At 37.3% G+C, this 21,199-nt stretch carries 21 protein-coding genes and 1 pseudogene; 6 read left to right on the top strand and 16 right to left on the bottom strand.

All coding sequences use genetic code 11. The annotated features are described in order from the left end of the window. Positions 1–2 precede the first annotated feature (2 nt). From AC6F75_RS05610 to AC6F75_RS05600, 3 genes are all read right to left on the bottom strand, one after another. Positions 3–929, bottom strand: coding sequence for an ATP-binding cassette domain-containing protein (locus AC6F75_RS05610; RefSeq protein WP_500713971.1), 927 nt, complete (start codon positions 927–929; stop codon positions 3–5). A 205-nt stretch (positions 930–1,134) separates the two neighbouring features. After that, positions 1,135–2,262, bottom strand: coding sequence for a molecular chaperone DnaJ (gene dnaJ / locus AC6F75_RS05605; protein ID WP_500713970.1), 1,128 nt, complete (start codon positions 2,260–2,262; stop codon positions 1,135–1,137). 21 nt (positions 2,263–2,283) lie between these two features. Then, positions 2,284–2,811, bottom strand: a complete 528-nt coding sequence (locus AC6F75_RS05600) for a nucleotide exchange factor GrpE (protein ID WP_500713969.1) — start codon at positions 2,809–2,811, stop codon at positions 2,284–2,286. Between the two features lie 159 nt (positions 2,812–2,970). Between AC6F75_RS05600 and AC6F75_RS05595 the strand changes: the two genes are divergently transcribed. Further along, positions 2,971–3,639 (top strand): YceI family protein, encoded by a 669-nt coding sequence (locus AC6F75_RS05595; protein ID WP_500713968.1) that lies wholly within the window; start codon positions 2,971–2,973, stop codon positions 3,637–3,639. 45 nt (positions 3,640–3,684) lie between these two features. Here AC6F75_RS05595 and AC6F75_RS05590 read toward each other — a convergent pair whose 3' ends face one another. From AC6F75_RS05590 to AC6F75_RS05560, 7 genes are all read right to left on the bottom strand, one after another. After that, positions 3,685–4,587 carry a TIGR01777 family oxidoreductase gene (locus AC6F75_RS05590; RefSeq protein ID WP_500713967.1) on the bottom strand — a complete coding sequence of 301 codons (903 nt, stop codon included), beginning with the start codon at positions 4,585–4,587 and terminating at the stop codon, positions 3,685–3,687. Between the two features lie 70 nt (positions 4,588–4,657). Continuing rightward, on the bottom strand, positions 4,658–5,530 hold the full coding sequence (gene rfbA, locus AC6F75_RS05585) for a glucose-1-phosphate thymidylyltransferase RfbA (RefSeq protein WP_500713966.1): 873 nt from the start codon (positions 5,528–5,530) through the stop codon (positions 4,658–4,660). A 1-nt stretch (position 5,531) separates the two neighbouring features. Next, complete coding sequence (gene rfbB / locus AC6F75_RS05580; protein ID WP_500713965.1) at positions 5,532–6,581, bottom strand: dTDP-glucose 4,6-dehydratase; 1,050 nt, start codon at positions 6,579–6,581, stop codon at positions 5,532–5,534. A 1-nt stretch (position 6,582) separates the two neighbouring features. Continuing rightward, positions 6,583–7,563, bottom strand: coding sequence for an NAD-dependent epimerase/dehydratase family protein (locus AC6F75_RS05575; protein WP_500713964.1), 981 nt, complete (start codon positions 7,561–7,563; stop codon positions 6,583–6,585). Positions 7,564–7,595: 32 nt separating this feature from the next. Continuing rightward, positions 7,596–8,183 carry a sugar transferase gene (locus tag AC6F75_RS05570; protein WP_500713963.1) on the bottom strand — a complete coding sequence of 196 codons (588 nt, stop codon included), beginning with the start codon at positions 8,181–8,183 and terminating at the stop codon, positions 7,596–7,598. 25 nt (positions 8,184–8,208) lie between these two features. After that, positions 8,209–10,635, bottom strand: a complete 2,427-nt coding sequence (locus AC6F75_RS05565; RefSeq protein WP_500713962.1) for a polysaccharide biosynthesis tyrosine autokinase — start codon at positions 10,633–10,635, stop codon at positions 8,209–8,211. Between the two features lie 3 nt (positions 10,636–10,638). Further along, positions 10,639–11,433, bottom strand: a complete 795-nt coding sequence (locus AC6F75_RS05560) for a polysaccharide biosynthesis/export family protein (RefSeq protein ID WP_500713961.1) — start codon at positions 11,431–11,433, stop codon at positions 10,639–10,641. Between the two features lie 179 nt (positions 11,434–11,612). Between AC6F75_RS05560 and abc-f the strand changes: the two genes are divergently transcribed. Together abc-f and nhaA are read left to right on the top strand one after the other, a co-directional pair. Then, positions 11,613–13,484 (top strand): ribosomal protection-like ABC-F family protein, encoded by a 1,872-nt coding sequence (abc-f, locus tag AC6F75_RS05555; RefSeq protein ID WP_500713960.1) that lies wholly within the window; start codon positions 11,613–11,615, stop codon positions 13,482–13,484. Between the two features lie 101 nt (positions 13,485–13,585). Then, positions 13,586–14,953, top strand: a complete 1,368-nt coding sequence (nhaA, locus tag AC6F75_RS05550) for a Na+/H+ antiporter NhaA (RefSeq protein WP_500713959.1) — start codon at positions 13,586–13,588, stop codon at positions 14,951–14,953. A gap of 2 nt (positions 14,954–14,955) precedes the next feature. Here the strand turns inward: nhaA and AC6F75_RS05545 are convergent, their stop codons facing one another. Then, positions 14,956–16,377 carry an AAA family ATPase gene (locus tag AC6F75_RS05545; protein WP_500713958.1) on the bottom strand — a complete coding sequence of 474 codons (1,422 nt, stop codon included), beginning with the start codon at positions 16,375–16,377 and terminating at the stop codon, positions 14,956–14,958. Between the two features lie 157 nt (positions 16,378–16,534). Here AC6F75_RS05545 and AC6F75_RS05540 point away from each other — a divergent pair, with 157 nt between their 5' ends. Genes AC6F75_RS05540 through rsmD form a run of 3 tightly spaced genes read left to right on the top strand, consistent with a single transcriptional unit; the run spans position 16,535 to position 18,490 of the window. Next, entirely contained in the window at positions 16,535–17,194 is a 660-nt protein-coding gene (locus AC6F75_RS05540; RefSeq protein WP_500713957.1) for a hypothetical protein, read from the top strand. Next, entirely contained in the window at positions 17,172–17,954 is a 783-nt protein-coding gene (locus AC6F75_RS05535; protein ID WP_500713956.1) for a DUF3822 family protein, read from the top strand. Before AC6F75_RS05540 ends, AC6F75_RS05535 begins: the two co-directional genes overlap by 23 nt. Further along, entirely contained in the window at positions 17,951–18,490 is a 540-nt protein-coding gene (rsmD, locus tag AC6F75_RS05530) for a 16S rRNA (guanine(966)-N(2))-methyltransferase RsmD (protein ID WP_500713954.1), read from the top strand. The genes AC6F75_RS05535 and rsmD overlap by 4 nt, the downstream gene beginning before the upstream one ends. Before the next feature lie 139 nt (positions 18,491–18,629). Here the strand turns inward: rsmD and AC6F75_RS05525 are convergent. The 5 genes and pseudogenes from AC6F75_RS05525 to AC6F75_RS05505 all read right to left on the bottom strand — a co-directional run. Next, positions 18,630–18,846 (bottom strand): annotated as a pseudogene (locus AC6F75_RS05525) (IS1 family transposase); the annotation flags it as partial. A 177-nt stretch (positions 18,847–19,023) separates the two neighbouring features. After that, a complete protein-coding gene (locus AC6F75_RS05520) occupies positions 19,024–19,335 on the bottom strand; it encodes a type II toxin-antitoxin system RelE/ParE family toxin (protein ID WP_500713953.1) in 312 nt (103 codons plus the stop codon). Next, positions 19,335–19,598, bottom strand: a complete 264-nt coding sequence (locus tag AC6F75_RS05515) for an addiction module protein (protein ID WP_500713952.1) — start codon at positions 19,596–19,598, stop codon at positions 19,335–19,337. The genes AC6F75_RS05520 and AC6F75_RS05515 overlap by 1 nt, the downstream gene beginning before the upstream one ends. 352 nt (positions 19,599–19,950) lie before the next feature. Beyond that, entirely contained in the window at positions 19,951–20,337 is a 387-nt protein-coding gene (locus AC6F75_RS05510) for a hypothetical protein (RefSeq protein ID WP_500713951.1), read from the bottom strand. Between the two features lie 3 nt (positions 20,338–20,340). After that, positions 20,341–21,199 (bottom strand): RHS repeat-associated core domain-containing protein (locus AC6F75_RS05505; RefSeq protein ID WP_500713950.1); only part of this gene is annotated, 859 nt, incomplete at its 5' end.

Below are 21,199 nucleotides of genomic sequence, written 5' to 3'. Positions count from 1 at the left end.
GGCTATTTTTTTGATACAGTTTGAATGAAAATATCGTTTACACTGGGTATTACTTCTACAAAATGATTGATTTGAGCCTTGGTAGTTAAATAACTTATCAAATCATTTGGTGAATCACCCGTATTGATTTTTATTTTCAATTTAAGTTCGTCTTCAATGGATTTGAACTGTGCCGGTGATATTGAGAACTTTTCAGAAAGTTCTTTTCTTAAAGCGGCTTCATTGTTGGTTATTAAACCTACTTCGTAAGTGTTTGATTTGTAGCTGCGTTTAATATCTGTAAGTTTTCCGTCGAGTACTTTATTTGAAAGGTCAATCAATGCAATATGGTCGCACAATTCTTCAACTGACTCCATTCTGTGTGTCGAAAAGATAATAGTCGCTCCCTGATTTCGCAATTCAAGGATTTCACCTTTAATCAGGTTGGCATTTACGGGGTCGAAACCACTGAAGGGTTCGTCAAAAATAAGAAGTTTGGGTTGGTGCAAAACAGTAACAATAAATTGGACTTTTTGAGCCATCCCTTTTGAGAGTTCTTCGATTTTCTTGTCCCACCACCCTGCAATTTCAAGTCTGTCAAACCAGTATTTCAGGCGTTCTTTTGCTTGATTTTTAGTTAGGCCTTTTAGTTGTGCCAGATAGAGTACCTGCTCCCCCACTTTCATAGATTTGTATAACCCCCGTTCCTCAGGCAAGTAGCCGATGTGTTGAACGTGACGGGGACTAAGTGGTTCATGATCCAAAAAAACCTTTCCGGAATCGGGCATGGTAATTTGATTGATGATTCGGATAAAAGTTGTTTTACCGGCACCGTTGGGCCCTAAAAGTCCAAAAATACTTCCATTTGGAACCTCTATAGAGATTTCATTCAACGCCCTGAATTTTCCATAATTTTTGGTGACGGATTCTGCAACTAATATGTTACTCATGAAATTTGTGTTTGTTTAAATGGTTGCCCTAATTAGTAGATTAAAAAAATTAATGTTACAAAAAATTGTCTCTAAAAAAGCAAAACCCACCCTAAACAGAACAATGTATAGGATGGGAAAAAAAATTGCTATGAAAAAGAAAAATATGGTTAATCATTAAACTAACCATAAACAAATATAAAAATAAATAATTAAATACTTGTTTTTATGAAAACATATCTTTCACTTTTTCAAAAAAAGATTTATCGTCAAATTCCGGTTTTGGCTGAAAATTGACATCACCTGCCATTTTTTCAAAAAACTCTTTTTGTTCCTTGGTAAGTGACTTTGGTGTCCACACATTAACATGTACAAGCAAATCGCCTGAGCCATAGCCATTAATGCTGGGGATTCCTTTATTCCTCAGACGAAGTATTTTCCCGCTTTGTACGCCTTCTTCAATCTTAATGCGCACTTTTCCGGTAACGGTGTCTATTTCTTTTGATGTTCCTAATGCTGCCTCTGAAAAGCTGATGTACAAATCATAATGCAAATTGTCGCCTTCTCGTTGTAGGGTTGGATGGGCTTTTTCTTCAATGGCAACAATCAAATCGCCGGGAATTCCGTTACCCGGAGCCTCGTTTCCTTTTCCTGAAACTTTAAGTTGCATACCGTCAACCACACCTGCCGGGATTTTGATGGATACTGTTTCTTCTGTGAGCAGCATCCCATCTGCGTCAGCATTGTTTGGTTTAGAATCAATCATTTGACCGGAACCTCCACAAACATTACAGGGCGAAGATGTTTGCATCCTGCCCAGTATTGTGTTTGTGATTCGGGTTACCTGACCACTCCCATTACAGGTTGAACAGGTTTTGTAAGTAGTTCCCTGTGCTTGTTTTTTGCGTTTTACTTTAATTTTTTTCTCAACACCATTTGCAACTTCTTCCATGGTTAATGCCACTCTGATTCTCAGGTTGCTTCCTTTCATTCGGCGTTGACCGCCACCAAAACCACCAAAACCTGAAAACCCACCACCTCTGCCACCGCCAAAAGCACCGCCAAAGATATCCCCAAACTGGCTGAAAATGTCTTCCATGTTCATGCCGCCACCGCCAAAGCCTCCTGAACCGTCAAACGCCTGATGCCCAAACTGGTCATAGCGCGACCTTTTTTCGGGGTTGCTTAACACCTCATAGGCTTCAGCAGCTTTTTTGAACATTTCTTCAGCTTTTGCGTCTCCCGGGTTTTTGTCAGGGTGAAATTCTATCGCTTTTTTTCGATATGCTTTTTTAATGTCGGCAGTACTAGCATTTTTACTAATGCCTAATATGTCATAATAATCTTCTTTCATAGTAGTAAATTAATGCTATTTTTATTGTCCTATCACAACTTTTGGAAAACGAATGACACGTTCTCCCAGTTGGTAACCTTTTTCAATGATATCAATAATTTTTCCTTTGAGTTCTTCTGAAGGAGCAGGTATTTGAGTGATGGCTTCGTGAATATCAGCATTAAATGTCTCGCCCTGCTTAACTTCAAGTTCTTCAAGTCCTTTTAATTTAAGTGTATCCTTAAGCTTGTTGTGAATCAATTCAATGCCTTTGTAATAAGCGTTGTTTTCATCTTTTTTTAATTCTTGTAAAGCGCGGTCAAAATCATCCAAAACAGGTAAAAGTGCCAGTAGCACATCTTGTCCTGCTGTTTTAAAAAGTTCAATTCGCTCTTTTGTAGTTCTTTTTTTGTAGTTTTCAAATTCTGCAAAAAGTCTCAAAAACTTTTCCTTTTCCAGTCCTAACTCATTTTCTAGTTTGTTTTTCTCGTTTTCGAGAGTTTCTATTTTGTTTTCGGCTTTATCCTTTTTGGTTTTTGTGGCCGACTTAGCGGTATCTTTTTTGCTCATTGTTAAAATGCTTAGTCTTATTCTTCACTGCTGTTTAGCAAAAGTATTGCCACAACTCGTTTTGTGTCAAATTGTCATTTATAAATTTTAATATGAATTTAAGATAATTTCTATATGGCGTAAGTAATTTTGTATGAAAACCAAAAATTAACACAAACCATGAAAAAAAGCATTTTAAAATTAACGCTTCTTTCTTTTATTGCTGTTTTGGCATATTCCTGTAAAGGAAATGAAAAATCTGAAACTGATGAAACTCAAGACAAAATGGAAGCTACTTCTGATGCAACCACTTATGTTGCCGATGTTGACGGAACCCAAATTGAATGGGAAGCCGGTAAACTAACCGGAAATCATACCGGTTATTTAAATGTAGCCAATGGGTATATCAACTTAAATGAAAATAACGAAATTGCCGGTGGTGAATTTGTTATAGATATGAGCACCATCACCGTAACAGACCTTGAAGGAGAAGAAAAGAAAAACCTTGAAGCACATCTCAAAGGAACAGTTGAGGGTAAAGAAGGTGACTTTTTCAACATCAATAAATATCCAACGGGAAAATTTACCGTAACCGGAATGGAAGTTGCCGATGGCAAAACCTGGATGACGGGCAACCTGACTTTAAAAGAAACCACCAGAAACGTGAAGTTTCCTATAAACCTTTCTCTTGATGGCAATAAACTTATCCTTCAAAGTGAAGAGTTTACAATTGATAGAACTGAGTGGGAAATCAACTTCAGATCACGTTCAATTTTCCCAAATATTGGTGATTTAGTAATTTATGACGATATTAAACTTGTTATTTATCTTGAAGCTGACAGAGCATAATCAATAAAATATCTATTAAAAACGCCCGAAAATTCGGGCGTTTTTTTATTTTAAACCTTTGAGAGCAGTTTCCAAATCGGGATATTTAAACTTAAATCCGGCTTGTTGTATTTTCTTTGAACTCACTTTTTTACTTCCTAAAAGAAGTGCGGACATATCGCCCAACATAAGTTTTAACACAAAACCGGGAGCATTTGGCAACCATAATGGTTTGTTTAATTGTCTTGCAATTGCCTTGGTCATTTCTTTATTGGTCACAGGGTTTGGGGTGACGCCGTTGTAGATTCCCCCCAATTTATTTTTTATGACAAACAAATAAATGGCTGCTATGTCGTCAATATGAATCCAGGACTGCCATTGATTACCACTGCCCAATGCTGCACCAAAACCAAGCCTGACAGGTTTTGCTATTTGAGGTAAAGCGCCATCGGTCTGATCAAGCACCATACCCGTCCTTATTTTTGTTACTTGTAATCCTGTCAACGAAAATTTATCTGCCACCTCTTCCCATCTCACCACTACATTTCCCAAAAAAGTATCGTTACTTTCATTTTCAGATTCATCATAAGTTTTATCTAAACTATCTGGATAAATATCAACCCCACTTGCGGTTATAAAATGCTTGACCTTATGTTCATTTTTTTGAAGTGTATTAAAAAGTAAGTTTCCGGAGAGGACTCTGCTTTCAATAATTTCAGTTTTATAACTTGGTGTCCATCTTTTATCTATAGATGCGCCGGCAAGATGAATAATTGTATCTACTTCCAGTAGGCAGTTAATATCAATATCTCCGTCTGAAGGGTTCCAGTAAAAACCTTTGTAGTGTGGTTTGTTTTGAATTTTAGTGAATGATGTGGTGAGGTAATTGACTTCAATATTTTCTTTCAGACACAAATCAGTAATCGCTTTACCAATAAGACCTGTTGCACCTGTAATTAAAACTCTCATCAGTAATTTTTTGTCTAAATTACCAAATCAAACAGGCAGAGACTAATTTTTAAAAAAGGTTTAACAGCCGTTATTTGAGGAGTTGTATCAGATAATTACCATAGCCGCTCTTACTTAAGGGTAGAGCAAGTTTATGAAGTTGCTGAGAATCAATAAACCCTTTTCTAAAAGCCACCTCTTCAATACAGCCAATTTTTAATCCGGTGCGTTTTTCAATGGTTTTCACAAACTCGGTGGCTTCAGTCAGAGCTTCGTGGGTACCGGTGTCCAGCCAGGCATATCCCCTGCTCATTATTTGCATTTGCAATTTGTTTTCCTGCAAATAATGTGCATTGACTGAAGTGATTTCAAGTTCGCCACGCGCCGATGGTTTGACCGATTTGGCCACTTCAATTACAGAATTTGGATAAAAATAAAGCCCGACAACTGCGTAGTTGCTTTTGGGATTTTTCGGTTTTTCCTCTATACTTAGAACTTGTCCGTTATCGTCAAAAGAAGCCACACCATAACGTTCCGGATCATCTACATAATACCCAAAAACAGTTGCGTTCCTGTGTTCCTCGGCCTGGTTTTTGGCTTCGGCTAGTAGTTTTTGAAAACCTGCCCCAAAGAATATATTGTCTCCCAGAATCAAACAAACATCGTCATTGCCAATAAATGCTTCACCAATGATAAACGCTTGAGCAAGACCATCAGGTGAAGGTTGTTCTGCATAAGAAATTGAAATACCCAACTGGCTTCCGTCGCCAAAAAGATTTTTAAAATTAGGTAAATCCGAAGGAGTTGAAATAATCAGTATGTCTTTTATATTGGCCAGCAACAAAACCGAAAGCGGGTAATAAACCATGGGTTTATCATACACCGGAAGCAGTTGTTTTGAAACTACCTGAGTCAAAGGATGTAGTCGGGTTCCGGCACCACCGGCTAATATAATTCCCTTCATATCAATGGGTTTTGTATTGTTTTTTATAATATTCCTGATAAGCCCCGGAGGTAACATTTTTTAACCAAGCTGAGTTTTCGAGATACCAGTCAATGGTTTTTGAAAGACCTTCTTCAAATGTTACCGATGGTTTCCATCCTAATTCAGCATTTATTTTTGAGGCATCTATGGCATATCTCAAATCGTGTCCGGGCCTGTCAGTAACAAAGGTAATTAATTGACTCGAACTGCCCTTTGGCCTATTGAGTTTATCGTCCATAAGTGAGCAAAGCAGTTGAACCAAATCAATGTTTTTCCATTCATTAAATCCACCGATATTGTAGGTTTCACCTACTTTACCTTTGTGAAAAGCCAAATCAATGGCCTGAGCATGATCGATAACATAAAGCCAGTCGCGGGTATAGTTTCCATCGCCATACACCGGCAGTGGTTCGTTTTCAATAATGTTATTGATAAACAACGGAATCAATTTTTCCGGAAACTGATTGGGTCCGTAATTGTTGGAGCAATTTGAAATGATATAGGGCAAACCATAAGTCTCACCATATGCCCTTACAAAGTGATCTGAGCCGGCTTTTGAAGCAGAGTATGGAGAGTTGGGCTGATAGGGTGTTTTTTCAGTAAACATACCTGTTTCGCCTAAGGAGCCATAAACTTCATCAGTACTGATGTGATAAAAAAGTTTTCCTTGCAACTCTTTCCAGTTTTCGTAGGCAGCATTTAACAAATTTACCGTTCCAAAGATATTGGTCCTTAAAAAAGATAAGGGGTCAGAAATTGATCTGTCAACGTGTGATTCTGCAGCCAGATGAATAACAGCATCAAACTGATATTTCCCAAACATTGAAAAAATGATTTCAATATCGTTGATATCGGCTTTTAAAAAGGTATAATTGGGATTATTTTCAACATCCTTGAGGTTTTCGAGATTTCCCGCATAAGTGAGTGCGTCCAGGTTATAAATATGATAATCGGGATATTTATTGACAAAAAGGCGCACAACGTGAGAGCCTATAAAGCCTGCACCTCCGGTAATCAGTATGTTTTTCATTCTACGCATTAAAATTTTCCCAGGTTATTTTTAAACCATCAAAAACGCTAAATTCGGGTTTGTAATCCATTAATTTTCCGGCTTTTGAAATATCGGCCAGTGAGTCCCTAACATCGCCGGCTCTGGGTGGTCCATACACTGCCTCAATGTTCTGACCAGAAATTTGTTTCAGATTGCTCCACAATTCATTCAGGCTAATTCGTTGCCCGTAAGCAACATTAAACACCTGATTTACTGCAGGATTATCAGCAAAAAAAGCTTTAATATTTGCCTGAACGGCATTTTCAACATAGGTAAAGTCTCTGGTTTGTTCGCCATCACCATTGATAGTGGGTGGTATTTTATCCTTCAATGCTTGCATAAATAATGGAATTACTGCCGCATAAGCCCCTGTAGGACTTTGTCTGGGTCCAAATACATTAAAATAACGCAAACCAATGGTTTCTGTATTATAAGTTTTGTAAAACACATCTGCATAGAGTTCGTTAACCAATTTTGTCACCGCATAAGGGGATAGTGGATTTCCTATATTTTCTTCAACCTTAGGCAATTGTGAGCTATCTCCATAAGTAGAACTTGAAGCAGCATATACCAATCTTTTTACAGTTTTTGATTCCTTTTGGGCAACCAGCATGTTCAAAAACCCGCCCACATTGACCTCGTTGGATGTAATGGGGTCATTGATTGATCGAGGGACTGAACCCAACGCTGCCTGATGAGAAACAAAGTCTATGTCCTCCATTGCTTTTTTACAGGTTTGCAAATCACGAATATCGCCTTCAATAAATTCAAAGTTGGGTAATGTTTCAAATTCCCTGATATTTTCATAGAATCCTGTAGCCAAATTATCGAGGACCCTGACATTTTGTGCGCCATATTTTATAAGGTAAGCAACAAGGTTAGCGCCAATAAACCCAGCACCTCCTGTTACAAGAAAATTATAATTTGATAAATTGGCAGTATGGTATTTACTTTTAAACATTGGGTGTTTTATGTGTTTTGGTTTTTAAGCAATTAAAAAACAGATTGATAAATATATTTTAAATCCTTTAGAAATGACCAGTTTTCAACATAGTCTTTGTTGATTTTTACTTTATCCGGCCAAATGACAGTATCGTTGTATTGCTGTGGATTTGTTTGTTTTAAAAGAATTTCTTCTTCATTTTTATATTTTATTGTTGCAGGCCCTGTAATTCCCGGACGAACTGACAAAATGATTCTGTCATTACCCATAAGCTTGTCTGCATACCCCGAGACATCAGGACGAGGTCCCACCAAACTCATATCCCCCTTCAAAACATTAATGAATTGAGGCAATTCATCCAATTTTGATCTTCTGAGTAATTTGCCAAAATAAGTTGTTTGACTGGTCAATTCTTCAAGTGTATGGTTTTTATTTTCCTTTAAAGTTCTAATTTTAAACATATAAAAGTATTTTCCATTTTTCCCTACCCTCTTTTGAATAAAAAGGCCGGGCAAACCAGTCTCAAATCGGACAATCAAAACCATAAAAATGATTGGAATTATAAAAACAAGTAATCCAAAAAATGAAACAACCACATCAAAAACTCTTTTCAAAAACTGTTGGCTGTTAGTGAGCATCTAATGGAAGTAAAATATATAAATTCTATTTTCGTTTAAAAATACGCTTTATTAAACTTTCTTTCTTATCTGATGTATAGTATCCATAGTCATATTTTCCGTATCCATAACCGTAACCATATCCAAATTTTGCTTTTTGCTGATAGTGATTTAACACAAAACTTATATGCTTTATTTCTCCCTTCTTATACTTGTCGTTAATGACTGAAAGCATTCCTTTTTTGGTATAATTTTGCCTTACTATATAAATTGTGGCGTCTGCATAGCTAACCAATTCCAAAGCGTCAGAAACTAAGGCCAAAGGAGGTGAATCAATGACTATATAGTCATATGTTTTTGAAAGCTCTTCAATCAATTCGGCCATCCTTTCACCTATAATCAACTCTGAAGGGTTAGGCGGAATGGGCCCGGAAGTGATAACATCTAAATACCCTATATCAGTCTTCTGTATTATTTGCTCAAGACTTGAATCGTTAATTAGATAATTAACAACACCCTTATCATTTTTTATATGAAAATCATCAAATATTTTAGGTTTTCGCAAGTCTAAGCCAAGTAAAACTGTTTTCTTTTCGCTTAAAGCGAAAACAGAAGCAATATTGATAGAGGTAAATGTTTTTCCTTCACCGCTAACAGACGAAGTAATCAAAACCGTTTTAGTTCCTTCAATACCACGTTTTTTATACATAAATTGAAGGCTCGACCTAATTGACCTGAATGCCTCAGAAATGGCTGAATTTGGTTTGTTTAAAACTGCAAGAATTTCATTTTTATTGCTTTTACCTATCACTCCTAAAATTGGTATGGGAGAAAGTTTACTAATATCCTGGGTTGTGTGAATTTTATTATCAAAAAAGACGACTATAAAAACAACTACAAATGGAATAAAGAAACCAAATACACCTGCCATAACATAATTCAACTGATTGTTTGGTCCAACCTGTCCGCCACCAACGTCTTTTGCCGGGTCGATAACAATTACATCACTTACATTGGCAGCTCTGACCAAACCGGCTTCACTGCGCTTGGCAAGAAAGAGGTTGTAAGCCTGATTACTTAAATCAAAACGACGCTGGATGCTTAAAAGTTGTTGTTGCTCTTTAGGAAGTTTTCTTATACCAATTTCAGCCTGAGAAACCTCTCTGTTTATTTCGTTTATTTCTCTGTTTTTGAGTGATTTCGTCGATGTAATATTTTCAAATAAAACTGCTTTAACCGAGTTTATTTGCCTATCTATATCAGCAAATACAGGCGCCCCTTCTCTAAATGAATATTGAAGTCTGTTTCTTTCTTCTGCCAAAGCAACAATCCTACTTACACCCGAAACTATGCTCGCTTCATTGATTCCTGCAACAGAAGGGGCAGGAACATCAGAATAGTCTGTCTTGTTCATTAAATAGTCTTCAAGCGTGTTGTAATAGTTAATTTGCTGCTCTATGGCACTTTTTTGTATATCCAGTACCCTGAGCCTGCTGCTTAATTCTTGTCCTTCAGTACTTAAATCAAAAACAGATGATTTACTTCTGAAAGCATCCAACTCGCTCTGAACTTCAGAAATTTCGCCGGATTTTATCGCAAGGGTGCTGTCAATAAACTGGATGGTTTTAGTGGCAAACAGGTTTTTTCGCTCCAGCACATCTTCTCCCAACACCTGAACGGTGGTATTTAAAAAATCCACCAATTCGGCTTTATTATGACCGTTGAGCCTTAAATTCAATACAGATGAACCCTGAGATTCGGGCTGGATGGCGATGTTCCTGTATCTGCCAACAACCCAGTCAAAGTTTTGAAACCGAATAAAATAGGGAACCCCAACTTGTAAACCGCGGTCTGATTGGTGAATAGTTCCATTGAAAAATGGCAAGACTACCTTTTGACCAAACTTGAAGTCACGCTCAAAATTTTCAGTGGGCATATGAATCCTTCCCCTTTCTTTGGAACTATAATTTAGAGTGGGATAATACCCTTCTTCAAAAGAAACACTGATATTGTATGTGGATGTGTCTTTTACTTTTATGGTTATCAGCCTGTTTAAAACTTGATGTTTTGAAGTGTCTACATCAACAATAAAAGGAGTTTCTGCATATGCGTTTTCAAGCTGATATTCCCCTTGTTTTAAATACTGCATATAAAACTGAAGTCGTTCAACCACTTTTTCATTATGTGAACGCGTTTTTAAAGTAACCATTGCAGTATTAACTTTATCTGTGGTGCCGCCCCAATTAAAGGTCAAGCTGGTGGTGGTAGTAAAAAATGGATTTTGATCATCCTTAATAGATATCAAACTCGACATTTGGTAAACAGGAAGTTTTCTAACATTGATATAATAAGCTATGCTGAAACCAATAATCAAAGAGACCATAAACAGTGGCCAATAAGACAAAAGCTTCATCAAAAAAGTCCTGAAGTCAAAATTGGTTTGGAGCTGGTCTATTTCAAATTCTTCATTCATCAATTAAAACCTGTTTATTAAAAGTATAGTCGTCGTTATTAAACTCAAAATTGAAGCAATTGTTGTTATGGATTGAATAGCTGTAGTCCCTGTTCCAATTGATTTTTGAGGCAATGGGTTAATTAAAATCAAATCATTGGGATTTACGTAATAAAAAGGTGAATTTACAGCTTCAATCGTGGTTAAATCAATATGATGAACGCGTTGCCCATAAGGGTATTGCCTCACAATCACTACATTTTTTCTGTCGCCTGTCAGGGTGATATCGCCTGAATTGGCAATAGCTTCCATGATACTGAGCTCGTCGCGGTAAATAATTTTTGAACCCGGGCTGCCAATTTCGCCCATTATAGTGTACCTGATACCGGCAAGTTTTACGGTAACAAAGATATTGGCCTCCTCAGTAAAATACTCTTCCTGTAATTGCTTTTCAAGTATTTCCCTGACTTCATCTACTGTGTAACCCAAAACATTAAGTTCACCCAAAGTAGGCATTCTGATGTTACCGTGCTCGTTTACACGAAAACCGTCATAATACAACCGTTCCTCACCTGTCGCATTGGGGTTTTGATCGCCCACGGGGTTAAACATGCCCACCTGGCTTTGGTCAAGCGATTTTATTCTGATACTCAGTAAATCATTTATTTGAATGCGATAAGGGTCAGGTTTTTTTGTAATAGTCAAGTCAGAACTTAATTGGTTTTCATCTTGTTGCAAATAGGTAAGCCTTTTTGTAGGAATACAAGAAGTCAAAAATAACAAAACAAGCAGGAAAAGTATTGTGGTGGACTTACTCATAGTTATACTGTCATCGAAAAAACAAATATAGGTTAACAAGTTCAATTATAAAATTTTTAAAGTTCATATTATAGTCTTAACCTGCTGAATCATTTAAACCAAAATGCAATTGAAAAATATTCAATATTTTGATGCTTTTAGGTTTATTTTGGCTTCATTTGCAAAAAAATAAATTTAAGGTGAATTTTCTTTCTGTTGAAAATATTTCAAAGTCATTTGGCGAACTCCAATTGTTTGAAAATCTGTCTTTTGGCATAAACGAAGGTCAAAAAGTGGGTTTTTTAGCCAAAAACGGTACGGGCAAAACCACGCTGCTCAATATCCTTGCCGGGCTTGACACTCCTGATAACGGTCTGGTGGTCTTCAGAAAAAACATTGTGGTGACTTACCTCCCTCAAGAACCCATTCTCAATGAAAACCTGACTGTTGAACAAACCGTTTTTGATTCAGACAATGAAATATTAAAAGTCATAGAGCGCTATGAAACTGCACTGAAAAACCCCGATGATGCCGATGCATACCAAACAGCTTTCGAAGCTATGGAAGCACATCAGGCCTGGGATTTTGAAACATTATACAGCCAAATCCTATCAAAACTCAAACTCAATGACCTGACTAAAAAGGTTTCAGACCTTAGTGGCGGACAGAAAAAAAGATTGTCGCTTGCAAACGCTCTTTTAAGCAAGCCCGACCTACTCATTCTCGATGAGCCCACAAACCACCTTGACCTGGAGATGATTGAATGGCTTGAAGCCTTTTTCGCCAAGGAAAGTATAACCCTTTTTATGGTAACTCACGACCGTTACTTTCTTGAACGGGTGTGTAACGAAATCGTTGAATTGGAAGACGGCAAGCTTTACAGTTACAAAGGCAATTATTCTTATTACCTGGAAAAAAAAGAAGCCCGCATCACATCAGAAATTTCCGAAACTGAAAAAGCAAAACAACTCTTTAAGAAAGAACTCGACTGGATGCGACGCCAGCCCAAGGCCAGAACCACCAAAAGCAAATCGCGCATACAAGGTTTTCACGAAATTGAAGAACGTGCAAAAAAACGCAGAAACGACCACCAGATTGAACTCGAAATCAATATGGAGCGTCTGGGAAGTAAAATTGTTGAACTGCACAATGTGTCAAAATCTTATGACGAGCTGCAAATATTAAACAAATTCAATTACAATTTTATCAAAGGAGAGCGCATAGGTATTATTGGTAAAAACGGTACCGGAAAGTCCACATTTTTAAATACAATCACAGGAACCGTTAAACCTGACCAGGGCAAAGTGATTGTGGGCGAAACCATCAAATTTGGATATTATACCCAGGATGGTATTGAGGTCAAACCGGGGCAAAAGGTCATTGAAGTAATCAGGGAGTTTGGTGATTTTATCCCGTTAAAAAAAGGGCGGCAAATCTCTGCACAACAACTTTTGGAGCGTTTCCTTTTTGACCGGAAAAAGCAATATGATTTTGTGGAAAAGTTAAGTGGTGGCGAAAGAAAAAGGCTTTATCTATGTACCGTTTTAATTCAAAACCCTAATTTTTTAATCCTTGATGAACCTACAAACGACCTTGATATTGTTACTTTAAACGTACTTGAATCTTTTCTGCTTGATTTTCCGGGTTGTTTGTTGGTGGTTTCACACGACCGCTATTTTATGGATAAAATTGTGGATCACCTGTTTGTTTTTAGAGGAAATGCCGTAATTGATGATTTTCCCGGAAATTACAGTGATTTCAGGGAAATGGAATCGTTGACTGAAAAAGAAGAAAAACCCGAAACAACTGAAAGTCCTGCATCACAAAAAACATGGAAAAAAGAAACCGATAAGGCAAAACTTTCTTACAAGGAACAAAAGGAATTTACCAGTCTGGAAGGGGATATAAAAACCCTGGAGCAAAAGAGGGATGAACTTGAAACCGGTTTTTCAAATCATTCCTGGACTGCTGAAGAAATCAATGAAAAATCCATTGAACTTCAAAAAGTTATAGAACAAATCAACGAAAAAACCGAACGTTGGTTTAAACTTTCAATGAAAATTGAATCTTAATTGTTAAATCTGATATTAATCATAAAATAGTAGTACACCCTGTTTTAATTTTGTACATCAATTTTAAATTATTATCTGCAATAAATTGAAAACCCAAATTCATGAAAAAGTCTACACTGGATATTTACCTGCTTCTTCCTGTTAAAAGTTTTATTGAAAGAAAAACATCTGTTGGTTTACTGCTTATTTTTTCAGCAGTACTTGCCATGATTGTTGCCAACTCGCCTATGGCGGATAGTTATCATAATTTTTGGGGCACTTACATTCACATCGGATTTGATGATTTTGTGATAAAAAAGAATTTGTTGCACTGGATCAATGACGGGTTGATGTCTATGTTTTTCTTTTTGGTGGGACTTGAACTTAAGCGTGAGTTGATGCACGGCGAATTGGCAAGCGTTAGGGGGGCCTTGTTACCGGTTGGTGCGGCTATCGGCGGAATGCTGTTTCCGGCATTGATATTTTTTATGTTTACCCAAGGGACAGACGCTGTTAACGGGTGGGGTATTCCCATGGCTACTGATATCGCTTTTGCCCTTGGAATTTTGTATTTACTAGGTGACAAGGTTCCATTGTCTCTTAAGGTATTTTTAACTGCTGTTGCAATCGTTGACGACTTGGGCGCAGTGCTCGTTATTGCCATATTCTATACTTCAGAAATCTCAATATACAACTTGGCAATGGGCGGCTTCTTTTTATTGGCGTTGTTTACGGCAAATCGAATTGGGGTGAGAAATACCATGTTTTATGCAGTAATGGGTATAGGTGGGCTATGGCTCGCTATTTTACTTTCTGGTGTTCATGCCACTATTGCTGCTGTATTGGCCGCTTTCACCATACCAACAAGTAAAAAAATAAACACGTCGCTCTTTTTAAGAAAAGTGAGGATACTTTCGGCACAAATTAAAACTATCAAGAAAAAATCTATAGAAGATAATGATGTGGAAGACCAAAAAATATCCAATACCATTGAAAAGTTTTCCAAGTTAACAGAAGTTGCAACGCCACCGTTGCAAAGGCTCGAACACGCGTTGCACCCTTTTGTAAGTTTTGTAATATTACCCGTGTTTGCTTTTGCAAATGCCGGGGTTACCATTGATTCAGAAGCATTTAGCTATTTTTACAGCCCCATAACCCTTGGGGTAATATGTGGTTTAATTGTTGGAAAAATAGTTGGGATTTTAGTCTTTACAAGATTAATGGTCTTCTTTAAACTTTGTGTGTTACCGGAAGGAGTCACCTGGAAACACGTTTTCGGACTTGGATTTCTGGCCGCTATTGGGTTTACTATGTCATTGTTTATTACAGATCTGGCTTATGAAAGTACAGTATATGAAACCCAGGCCAAAATGGGTATTCTTTCCGCTTCATTAATTGCGGGTGTTTTTGGTTATTTCTTCCTGAAAATCGCCGGAAACGGCAAGTTGAAAGCGAACGAAGAATTTATTGAAGATGAAGATGAGATTTGACGCTATTCAAAATATTTTTCTTTAAAACCAATTAAATACAGCTTTTCCTGAGCACGAGTAACAGCAGTGTACAGCCATCTAAGGTAGTCGCGGTCAATCCCATTGGGTAAATAAGGTTGTTCTACAAAAACTGTATTCCATTGCCCACCCTGTGACTTGTGACAGGTAATGGCATATGAAAACTTTACCTGAAGCGCATTAAAGAACTTGTTGTTTTTTACACTCATAAATTTTTTATACTTAGACTTCACATCGTCATAATCCTTCATCACTTCCTGATACAGCTTATTTGAATCTTCATAAGGTAGTGAAGGTGTTTCTGAGGTAAGCGTGTCCAGCAACAAAACAGTTTCAAATGGTTTCATCTTAGGGTAATCAACCATTCTCACTGAAACTTCGGCAAACTTAAAGCCATATATATCTTTAAAACTGAAAATTTCAAGCACTTCAATAATATCACCATTGGCAATAAATCCGGCTTCGCTGGTTGGCTCAATCCAGAAGTAATTGTTTTTTACCGCCATCAAATAATCGCCGGTTGACAATTCATTTTCCTGAAAAAGGATGCGCGCCCTGATGTTTTCGTTATACAAATTGGCCCTTTTGTTTGAGCGCAATATGATAACTGCGTCTTCCTTGCTTTTTGAAGCATAGGCATCGTTGATGGCATCAAGCAGTGTGTGCCCGTCTTCGGGTTTAATAATGTCTTTAAAATCTTCAATTTGAAATTTGAAATCCTCATAAAATCCACTCTCCAGAGCTTCCCGTAACAATGTTGCATTATGAAGGATGCCACTGTCCGATTTTTGGCGCACCACTTCATCAAGTTCAATGGCCGTAACTTGTTTGTTGTATTGATTACTCAATAAATTTTCATCCAAAGCGGGGCTTAAATCCATATTGATAGGTGGCAATTGAGCAGTATCGCCAATTAAAATAAGTTTACAGTTAAATCCTGTATAGACATATTGCATCAAATCATCCAGCAGCGAGCCATTTTCAAAAAGTTTAGAATCTGAAGCCGTATCTGAAATCATCGAGGCTTCATCGACTATAAAAATTGTGTTCCTGTGCTTGTTTTGCTGGAGTGTAAAGGATACTCCTCCCCCTTTTTGGGCTTTTGGATAGTATATTTTTTTGTGAATGGTAAAGGCTTCTTTTTCTGAATAGTTACTGATTACTTTTGCCGCCCTACCCGTTGGGGCAAGCAACACTGCTTTTGAGTTGATCAGGTTGAGTTTTTTAACCAAAGTGCTGATGATGGTTGTTTTTCCTGTTCCGGCATATCCCTTGAGAAGAAACACTTCGTCCTGACTTTTACTCAACACAAAATCTGACAGTTTTTGGAGGACAATATCCTGAATTCCTGTGGGAGTGTGTGGAAAATCTTTACATAATTCTTTATAAAAAAGGCTCGGGTTCATTCAGTTTTTATGGGTTGAAAACTTTAAGGCTAAGTTACGCTTTGAATAACAATTCCCACAACAGATAATGATTTTTATGGATTATACTTTTGTGATTCAAAAAAAATTGTAGATTTGCCATACACCATTTTACGTCAAATAAAAATCGATTTCTATAATGAAACTTTTAATTCAAGTTGTTCTCTGGGTTATTATCATTTTCCTTGGCTACAAACTGTTTAATTCAGTTTATGAGCCCACAAAGTTTAATAATGAGAAAGAAAAACGCTATGCCAAAGTAATTGATGTACTTAAGGACATCAGGACTGCAGAACTGGCCCACCTTCAGATAACAGGAAAATTCAACAGTAGTTTTGATTCGTTGGTTCGTTTTGTTGACACGGCTCAGTATGCCATCACTCAAAGACGAGACACCATTTATGATGATGTGGAACGCAACAGGGCTTTTGGTGTAACAGGATACTATATTGAAGAAGTGCTGGTTGATACCCTTGGATTTGTTTCCGTTAGGGATTCATTGTTCAAAGGTTCAGACAGATACAAGACTATGAACAGGGTGAATGTTAAAGGTGAAGATGTCAACATAACACTTGATGCCGGTTTTATTATGAGAGGTGACAGAAGAATTGCAGTTTTTGAAGCTACTGCAAGTAAAGATGAAATCCTTCACGGTTTAAGCCGCGACCTGATTATACAGGAAAAACAAACTCAATCTGTAGATGGTGTAAACGGCACTCATATCAGAGTAGGCTCAATGACAGATGTAAATACAGGTGGAAACTGGCCAAAACAATATGACAGTCCCGGAGAACAATAGCAGAAAAGATTTAATTTCAACATACAGAATGTCCGTTCAGCTAAGCTTGACCGGACTTTCTTTTTTGATGGAAGAAGAAAACAAGGTGGTTTTCAAAGAGGATATTTCATTTAATGGCACCAAAAACCCTGACGAATTACTCTTTGAAATCGAAAAGGCTTTCGCCGAAAATGACCAATTAAAAAATCCTGTTTTTGAACTAAAGGTTGTATATCAAAACACTATCTATTCTATTGTTCCAGCCCCTTTATTTAACGAAGGTGAAGCCGAAGAATTTCTAAAATTAAACTCCCGGGTTTTTACAACAGATTTTGTGGCATTTGATTCTGTTGAAAATTTTGAACTCGTCAACGTTTATGTGCCCTTGGCCAATATCAACAATTACTTTTTTGATCATTATGGGGAGTTTTCCTATTTTCATTTTACGACCACTTTCCTCGAAAAGGTTTTGCAAAATGAGAAAACCGGAACTGCCAAAAAAATGTACGCACACCTCCACGGCCACCAGGTAGATGTGATTGTAACCTCAGGAAAAAAATTGCTGCTCTGCAACAGTTTTAATTATTCAACACCTGAAGACCTGACTTATTACATTCTTTTTGTTGCCGAACAACTTGAACTCAACCCAGAATTGTTTGAACTTGAATTGAGCGGAAAAATTTCTGAAGAAGATTCTTATTTTGAACTGCTTTACACTTACATCAGACACGTTAAACTTGAAACCAATCAAGCTTCAACGCTACGAATCGAAAAACAATGAGAATCATCTCCGGAAAATACAAAGGCAAAAGGCTTGTTGCCCCCAAAACGCTTCCGGCAAGGCCTACAACCGATTTTGCCAAAGAAGCCTTGTTTAATATACTCAATCACCGGATTAGCTTTAGCGAAACCAAATTTCTTGAGCTTTTTGCCGGTACCGGAAACATCAGCTTTGAAATGGCGTCGCGGGGTGCGAAAAACATTACCGCCGTTGATGCCGATTACGGATGCGTGAAATTTATTCAAAAAATAAGTGACGAACTCGATTTTGGAATTCAACCGATAAAGGCAGATGTATTTTCTTACCTTGAAAAAAACCGACAAACTTTTGATGTCATTTTTGCCGACCCCCCTTATGATTTTACTTTTGAATTGTTCAATAAAATTTGTAGTGCTGTTTTTGAAAACAACCATCTTAATCCCGATGGATTTTTAATCATTGAGCATTCTAAACACACTGATTTATCTTCAATTAAAAACTTTACCGAAGCCCGGAAATATGGCGGCACTATGTTTAGTTTTTTTAATTTTTATTAAACAGTTTCACAAATATTTACTTTTACGAAGTAAAATATTTATATTTCTTTCCGGTTAAATTATCTACGCTGCCCCTTGGCAAAGCCTCCTCCTGGCTTTGAGCACAACTGCTGCGGGTACTGTATGGATTATCTGTTTTTCACCCCCAAAAGTGAATTTTCAAAAACAGCGGATAATACCGTCAGGCTCCTGAAAAAACAAATTGTTTTCCTGTTGAGCCTTTTCAGATGTGTCCTTAATGTTAGACTGTTTCCCTCTATGTGGTTTGTGCCGTACCGGGTTACTTTATGAATGCTTTTTGATATGAGACAGTTGTAATTTCTCAACCCATCAGTGAAAATACGTTTTGTTTCGGCAAAATGTCCTGAAGGTTGCTTTTAAATTTTTGTGGTTCCACATTTTTAATGTTGATTTTCAGCAATTTAAATACTGTAAAACAATGCATCAACACATCTGATACATTACCTGGGGATTGGGTGGGCCATTTCGACTTCGCTCAATGCATCGCATTATTCAGGTCAGCGATAGCGTTCCTATTTTTTACGTATTCTTTTTCGGATGATTTCAGAGTTCCGGCGTGTGTGCAAAAGTCCAAAAACGATAACCCGGTTTTTCTTTTCTTCCACCAAATAAAAAATGGCGTAAGGAAAACGGGTAACCAGTGATTGCCGCAGTTCTTTGTATTTGCGCTGGTAATGTTCCGGGTGTTGCCCGATGTAGTCTATTTCTTTGTTTACTTCTTCTTTAAACTCTTCGCCCAAAGTTTCGCGTTGCTCGTTGTACCACTTTTTTGCCTCTTGCAAATCGGTGTGTACCATAGGTAGTAACTTAATTGTATAAGCCATTACCAGTCCTTTTTTACTTCTTCCCAGTCCAAGAGGTCTTCCGGATTGTTTTGATAACTCTCCAAACGTTTGTCCAGTTCTTTTTTGTGGGTGGTGGAGATTTCCTGGTGTTCTTCTTTTTCCCGTTTTAAAACACGCTCCAGCGCTTCGATAACGCTTTCTTTTTCGACGTTTACCAGTTCCTGTATGAAGTTGTATTTTCTTGTGGCTAAATCCATGGTCTTTGCCTTTTTGCTCTTGTAAAGATACAATTTCTGTTCCATATTTTTTGTTTTTTTTATCTCATCCTAACGGTTGTTATAAAATGTTGGAGGTGTCGTATTTAATAAAATGTATGAACAGCATCATGAGATGCTGATTGCCCTTTGAGCATTCAAGGACAATCGTGATAGCGGACAAGACCGCTGTCGAACAAATGAACCTGATCGCGCAACTCGAGGAAGAGGACAGGCAAACACTCTTTAAGCTCATCGATAAAATGCTGACCAATAAAAAGTTTAAGGATTTCTTCCAGAAAAATGTGGCGGCACTTTAAGGAATAAAAAAACCACTCCGGTTTTAGGAAGTGGTCATAGTTTAATAGATATTAGGGAGTAATATCCTTATTGTCCCACGTTATTCTTCCTCAAAATAATCATTTCCCATTCCATCTGTAAATCGTAAATCTATTTTATCAGAATGACACCATATTTCTTCATTATCTACATTATGGCACATATGGGCATTCAAAGCAAAAAGATCATATAGCCTATATGCTTTAAAAAGATAGGTTTTTCCAACTTGCACATTTTTACCTTTAAGTTGTTTTGATTTTTTATCGACTACCAATAAGATAGAGTCTGTTTTATTTACATTTCCTTTTAAAAGATAATAATTATCTGTCGAATCTATACTTGCAATTGTATATTCTTCGGACTTCATTGCTTTTAAAGCCTTCTCATCAACAACCTGTCCATTGCATTGGAAAGCAAATAAAAATATCGTCATTAATATGCATTTCATAATTTAATTCTTTTTTCTTGAGGTAGTTTTTAATACTCTTGAACCTAAAGGCTTAACTTCACCTCTCTTATTTGTCGATTGATAGTACCTTGTAGTTCTTTTGGTATTTCGGTCTACACTTCTTGTTACCTGATAAGCACTATTTTTACCAGTATTTTCACTGAATCTAGGATCTGCTGCACTTGCTTTACCGTGAGCATTATCGTATGCCTTACTGTCTGATGAAGTTGCTCCTGGATTATCCTGTGCCCCTACATATCCTTCTAATACTTCGTGTACTGCTCCTACTCCTACTTCTCTATCATTATGAGAGTCAATCTCAGATAATACTGCTGGGTTAACCGTTTGAGTTGCAGTTATTGTCCCATCTTCATTAATTTCACTCCCTCCAAAAGCTCCTCCAATAAAATCAGTTTCATTGTTTATTTGAAAACCATCAGTAGTATTAATCTTTACAGTAATATTTTTATCTTCAATTGCTGCTTGAAGCATTTTATCAGCATCAGAAACAGCCTCTCCTCCGGTAATTTCTAATTTTCCATCAGAGTTTTTGGTGATTTCTAAGTCAGAACCGGCATTCAACTGAGCAGTATAATCATCTGCCATATCACCTGTAACCACCACCTCAAATAACCTCCCATCAGGGTCTATGAAGTTGATTGGGTTATTTGCTGCATAAACATACGGTGAGAACCCAAATTGTTTCGGATGGTCTGCGAGTGGGTCTATGTTCATCCATCGCCCAATAGCAGGGTCGTAATTTCTGGCTCCAAAATCATACATTTCCACCCCAAACTCGCTTTGCAGTTCCTTTCCGTTGAACTTGTACTTATAAGTTTCCTCCCCAAAAGGATTGGTCACA

The organism is Planktosalinus sp., from assembly GCF_059864935.1.
The sequence above is the reverse complement of the archived record's forward strand: the minus strand, read 5'-3'. Positions and strand labels throughout refer to the sequence as shown.

Coding starts and splice junctions, on each gene's coding strand:
- AC6F75_RS05560 (WP_500713961.1), bottom strand. CDS start 11,433: ATGAGTAAGTCCACCACAATACTTTTCCTGCTTGTTTTGTTATTTTTG.
- dnaJ (WP_500713970.1), bottom strand. CDS start 2,262: ATGAAAGAAGATTATTATGACATATTAGGCATTAGTAAAAATGCTAGT.
- AC6F75_RS05545 (WP_500713958.1), bottom strand. CDS start 16,377: ATGAACCCGAGCCTTTTTTATAAAGAATTATGTAAAGATTTTCCACAC.
- rsmD (WP_500713954.1), top strand. CDS start 17,951: ATGAGAATCATCTCCGGAAAATACAAAGGCAAAAGGCTTGTTGCCCCC.
- AC6F75_RS05565 (WP_500713962.1), bottom strand. CDS start 10,635: ATGAATGAAGAATTTGAAATAGACCAGCTCCAAACCAATTTTGACTTC.
- AC6F75_RS05540 (WP_500713957.1), top strand. CDS start 16,535: ATGAAACTTTTAATTCAAGTTGTTCTCTGGGTTATTATCATTTTCCTT.
- rfbA (WP_500713966.1), bottom strand. CDS start 5,530: ATGAAGGGAATTATATTAGCCGGTGGTGCCGGAACCCGACTACATCCT.
- AC6F75_RS05590 (WP_500713967.1), bottom strand. CDS start 4,587: ATGAGAGTTTTAATTACAGGTGCAACAGGTCTTATTGGTAAAGCGATT.
- AC6F75_RS05570 (WP_500713963.1), bottom strand. CDS start 8,183: ATGCTCACTAACAGCCAACAGTTTTTGAAAAGAGTTTTTGATGTGGTT.
- nhaA (WP_500713959.1), top strand. CDS start 13,586: ATGAAAAAGTCTACACTGGATATTTACCTGCTTCTTCCTGTTAAAAGT.
- AC6F75_RS05595 (WP_500713968.1), top strand. CDS start 2,971: ATGAAAAAAAGCATTTTAAAATTAACGCTTCTTTCTTTTATTGCTGTT.
- AC6F75_RS05575 (WP_500713964.1), bottom strand. CDS start 7,563: ATGTTTAAAAGTAAATACCATACTGCCAATTTATCAAATTATAATTTT.
- rfbB (WP_500713965.1), bottom strand. CDS start 6,581: ATGAAAAACATACTGATTACCGGAGGTGCAGGCTTTATAGGCTCTCAC.
- AC6F75_RS05510 (WP_500713951.1), bottom strand. CDS start 20,337: ATGAAATGCATATTAATGACGATATTTTTATTTGCTTTCCAATGCAAT.
- AC6F75_RS05520 (WP_500713953.1), bottom strand. CDS start 19,335: ATGGCTTATACAATTAAGTTACTACCTATGGTACACACCGATTTGCAA.
- AC6F75_RS05515 (WP_500713952.1), bottom strand. CDS start 19,598: ATGGAACAGAAATTGTATCTTTACAAGAGCAAAAAGGCAAAGACCATG.
- AC6F75_RS05600 (WP_500713969.1), bottom strand. CDS start 2,811: ATGAGCAAAAAAGATACCGCTAAGTCGGCCACAAAAACCAAAAAGGAT.
- AC6F75_RS05610 (WP_500713971.1), bottom strand. CDS start 929: ATGAGTAACATATTAGTTGCAGAATCCGTCACCAAAAATTATGGAAAA.
- AC6F75_RS05535 (WP_500713956.1), top strand. CDS start 17,172: ATGACAGTCCCGGAGAACAATAGCAGAAAAGATTTAATTTCAACATAC.